Origin of the sequence: Massilia eurypsychrophila (genome assembly GCF_002760655.1) — a bacterium.
GTDB lineage: Bacteria > Pseudomonadota > Gammaproteobacteria > Burkholderiales > Burkholderiaceae_D > JAFCUW01.
Genome location: NZ_PDOC01000057.1, coordinates 1 through 4,283, shown reverse-complemented (window position 1 = coordinate 4,283; position 4,283 = coordinate 1). Strand labels below are relative to the sequence as shown.

The window sequence follows — 4,283 nt, the reverse complement described above, 5'->3', positions numbered from 1 at the left end:
GAGTTGAACGCTACCTCGGCCCGGCCACGATCGCCTATGTCGACGCCGCCATCGCTGCCCTCCCCCGCGCTCCAGGGCAAGAGACACGCAGCGCCGCACGAGACCATTTCCTGTTCGTCGCTTTCGTGACCACCGGCGCACGCCTTTCCGAGATAGCGCAGGCATCGATGGGCGCGATCCATCTCGAGGCAGACGACCGCTGGTGGCTTCATGTGGTCGGTAAAGGAGACAAGCCGAGACGCCTTCCGGTCTGCGACGAAATGCTGGCTTGTTTCCAGGTGTATCGTCAGGCATTCAGCCTTGCTCCAACTACTCACCGGCACGACACCACTCCGTTGGTGTTGTCGGTGCGCCGGCGCGTGCCTACGGCGATCGGCGCCGAAGCGACGGCCAACACGATCACAGGGCTGTTCACTCAAGCAGCCGACCTGGCGGCGATCGAAGGTAAGCTGGACGCCGAGGGCGCCTTGCGGAAAGCGTCAGCACACTGGCTCCGCCATGAAATGCTGACGTCGCTCGTCAATCACACTGGCGACTTGAAACTGGGCCAAGACCACGCCGGGCATGAAAATATATCGACCACCGGCGGGTACCTGCACCGAGGCGAAGTCGACCGCCACGACGCCGTGCTCGACGTGATGAATACGCGCCGCGGGCGCACGCGATGAGCGATAAGCCGGCAATTGGTTTGAAAGTTCCCTTCGGTCGACTCGGCGCCCGAATGGTCGCCCCGACGGATTCGCTCGCTCGCGGTCTGGCATGTGGATGCGAGTGTCCGGGATGCGGTACCAAACTCCTTCTCAGGCAGGGCAAGAAGCGCCTCCATTTCGCGCACTACAACGCCCCCGCAACGAATCGTTGCGTCGAGCTTTCGATTCATTCGGCAGCCATCCAGGTGCTAATGGAGGCGAAATTCATGCCACTCCCGCTATTGCATGTTGAAGTCGCTAAGCGAGCGACGGACTTGACCGAAGTTCAACGAAGTCACCGAGTCCGAGAGTACAAGATTGCGTACTTTGATCAATGCCTCGCTGAGGTAACTTATACTGACGGCGACTTTGGTACCATTCGCGCCGATGTCATCTGTTACTCGCAGGGGCAGGAGCTGCTGGTTGAGATGTGGTACACGCAAGCGGTCGATGCGGACAAGATAGCGAAAATTGAACGCCTTGGAATGCCTGCCATCGAAATCTATCTCGGCGATCTGGACCTTAACAATGCAGTCGCTGAGATTGAGCAACGCGTGCTTGGAAGTACGCAGTACAAGCAGTGGCTGTTCTATCCCGGCGTTGCCGACGTCAAAGCACGCCTGGAAGCAGAGGTCGATGCCAACCTCGCTCATATCAATGAGCGGCATGCGAAGGCTCAAGAGGTGCGGCATCGTAAAAAGCGGAGTTGGATGCGATCCTATTGGAGCAAGTGCGACTGCATCAGGCGGCAGAGCGGTCGCAACGGCAAGCGAAAGCAGTAGAAGCACGCCAATTTCAACAAACGACCCACGCGCGCCAGGCGATTTATAGAGCTCGCCCGGTGGGGAAAAAGTTAGTTGACGTACAAAATCAACTCTTAATGAAGGGAACGTGGCCACAGTTTCTACGCTTTGACACTGGCTGGTCGTCGGAGGCAAGGCGGAGCTGGCCAAGCTGATCGATGCGGCGCCCGAATAAGAAGGTCAGGTAGGTTGTTTACGGAAACAAATTCTTTGATGCATTCGAACATTTGCCTGTGGCCGCTCAGCTTTGGACAATTGTTGAGTGACCGTCTGCTTCGGGTCGAAAGCGCTCCTTCATTGAAGGACGCGTTGCCATAGCGCCCGATTTTTTCCGAATCTTGTGTTCTTCCCTATATAGGCGAATTCGAAGAACTTTCGTCATCGCGACGCAGCTGACGGTCAAAAACAGCGCGAAGTCATTGCGTTGGACGGTTGGAAGTGCGCCAACTGGCCGATAGGTTGAATATGAAGCTGACTACCGATTTTGCTTGGGTCTGAGAGTTCCAGCTCGCCAAATTTACGGATCGCAACACCTGCAGCAGCGCCGAAACTGGCGCCCCTTGACTTGCATAATTTGTAAGGTTGTGATTAACTGTAAGTTCATTAGTTTATAGGTGAATAGCGATGAAATATCTAAAAAACATGTGCGTACTCTTGCTAGCCTTCGCCGCCACCTTTGTGACAGCTGCGCCGGTAAAGCAATTTATTGAGTTGAAAAAAACGGACAACTACTTTTCGCTTAACGTTCACTTCGAAAAATGCGATACGCCGTCCACTTTTCTGATTCAAGACGGGGCAATGAACACGATCAAATTCGGTTCCGATCCGGCTATCCGCTTTATCGTAAAAAAGTCGTCGGACGGGAAAGTTATATACCATCTGGTTACGGACGAAGTCTACGTATCCAATGGTGAACGTGTGCCTGGTTTGAAGATACAGCCTGGGGTCTCGTTTGACGCGGCAGAGTCGGCAGCGGCGCTTAAATCCGCAGCAGTAAAAAGCTTAAAGATTGTCGAGTTAGGCTCCGATTCTGATTTGGTAAAGTCAGCACAGGCTAGGGACTCATCGAAACGAAATGCAGGGACGCCTACCACTTTCAATGACACTCCAACCCCGGAAGAGAAATGCTGTGGTGGTAAAGGGTGTGGCGATACTTACTTCCACTTTTGCACAACGGGGGGATCCGGATGTGGTGGCGACGGATGCGGATTTTGCTGCATCGGAAATAAGTAAGTTATCGTGAGTGGATTGCGGAGGCGTTTGTTGGTGCTTGGACCGATCGCAGTTGCTACGGTAATTGCGTTGGTCTGGTTGCGAGAGCTCCCGGCTGACGCTGTAAAAGAGGAAACAAACTCGCCTCAAACCTTAAGCAATCAGCGCAGCGCTGCCCCGCGTCCGAGCGAGCGAAAAATCAGAGCACTTGAGAGCCCTCTGCCTGCGCACACTGTTCCTGATTTTCAGCCGCGAACGGTGCATGTCCGGCTTCAAACCGCGTTGAGTGAGTTGCTCCAGCACGAGGCGCGTTCAAATCGTTTTTCTCTTTCTACTATTCATTGCTTCCAAACGCACTGCATTGCTTCAATAACCTGTCTACAACGCTGCCAAATTAGTGCTATCGCCGATCTCTTCGGGGCGGTTAGTTCCAGCGACCTACTGCGCGATCAGCGAATAGTGTCCAGTATTGCTAATGTAGTACCGATGGACGGCTCGTTATTAATCGAATTCAAATTTATGGCTAGCATTCCCGCACAGGTACGGACACTTCCGCTAGGCGCTTTTTAGAGATTAAAATTGTACTGGGCTGATACAGCCAATAGATCAGGGATGGTAACCCCGTCGCCTACGTTGATGATGCATCACCACCGGGTTCCGCGCTAGCATGGCTCGTAGTCATTGACCAGCACGGCCAGGTTCTCACACGATTGGCAATCAAACCTGTTGGTAACGGAGAAGTGCGAAGCGGAATGCGTTTCGTCGACGCACTTGAATGGATTGCCGCCGACCGCTTGGTCGTGAGCGGCAGCATCAATCCCTCAAGCAGCGAATACTTAGTGTTCGATCTGCTTACTGGTGCTGTTGTGGGCGGATACGTAGACGACGCACAAGGCGCTGAATTCTCCCCAGACGATCAGCACGTCATCACCGTCAGCGGGGCGCCCGACTTCACGGCCCGCGGGTCGCGCGCACCAGTCCTGAAACTTGACGACCAGCCTGTTGTTGGTGGCTTAAACGTTGACCTCGCTTTTGCTAAAAAGCCCTCCTGGTCCGCTGACAGTCGTAGTTTCGCGATCGCAGCACGCGATGCGTCTGGTCAGATGCGAGTGGTGCTGGGCGAAACTGGGTTCTGTCGCGTTGTTGATCAAACGACAGAATTTCCCTAGGACGGCATTGTGCCGCTCAAACCGGACGGACTATTCCTGCCAGCACAGAAAATTGATCGGCGAACGACATTGCATCAGCGCCGTCGATTGCGAACTGGCCCTTGCGGATCATGTGCATCAGCTCGATGCCGGCGAGCACGGAGCCGGCAGACCGGAACGATTTGAAGTTGAGCATCGGCCTGGTCACCCGCTTGATGGCGCGATGGTCCTGCTCGACGATGTTGTTGAGGTATTTGACTTGGAGCACCAGGATCGGCACGTCGCGGCCGGCGTTGATCGCATCGATCGCCGCCTTGTTGGCACCACTCTTGTCCATCGCGACCTTGTCCGGATCGCCGTTCGCTCCCATGGCCTTGTCGAAGAAGCGCTTCGCCGCAGCCATGTCGCGCTTCGCTGTCAGCAGGAAGTCG

At 54.9% G+C, this 4,283-nt stretch carries 5 protein-coding genes; 4 read left to right on the top strand and 1 reads right to left on the bottom strand.

Translation table 11 applies throughout. The features are described 5' to 3' along the window. The 4 genes from CR105_RS27015 to CR105_RS27005 form a co-directional block, all read left to right on the top strand. Nucleotides 1–668 (top strand): tyrosine-type recombinase/integrase (locus CR105_RS27015; RefSeq protein ID WP_180288333.1); only part of this gene is annotated, 668 nt, incomplete at its 5' end. Then, nucleotides 665–1,471: a hypothetical protein gene (locus CR105_RS27010; RefSeq protein WP_099794025.1), complete on the top strand. Its 807-nt coding sequence runs from the start codon at nucleotides 665–667 to the stop codon at nucleotides 1,469–1,471. The genes CR105_RS27015 and CR105_RS27010, both read left to right, overlap by 4 nt. Nucleotides 1,472–2,116: 645 nt before the next feature. Further along, nucleotides 2,117–2,725, top strand: a complete 609-nt coding sequence (locus CR105_RS28125; protein ID WP_131021869.1) for a hypothetical protein — start codon at nucleotides 2,117–2,119, stop codon at nucleotides 2,723–2,725. A gap of 731 nt (nucleotides 2,726–3,456) precedes the next feature. Beyond that, nucleotides 3,457–3,873: a hypothetical protein gene (locus tag CR105_RS27005; RefSeq protein WP_099794023.1), complete on the top strand. Its 417-nt coding sequence runs from the start codon at nucleotides 3,457–3,459 to the stop codon at nucleotides 3,871–3,873. Between the two features lie 16 nt (nucleotides 3,874–3,889). Here CR105_RS27005 and CR105_RS27000 read toward each other — a convergent pair. Continuing rightward, the coding region (locus CR105_RS27000; protein WP_143752826.1) for a DDE-type integrase/transposase/recombinase at nucleotides 3,890–4,283 on the bottom strand (394 nt) is incomplete at its 5' end.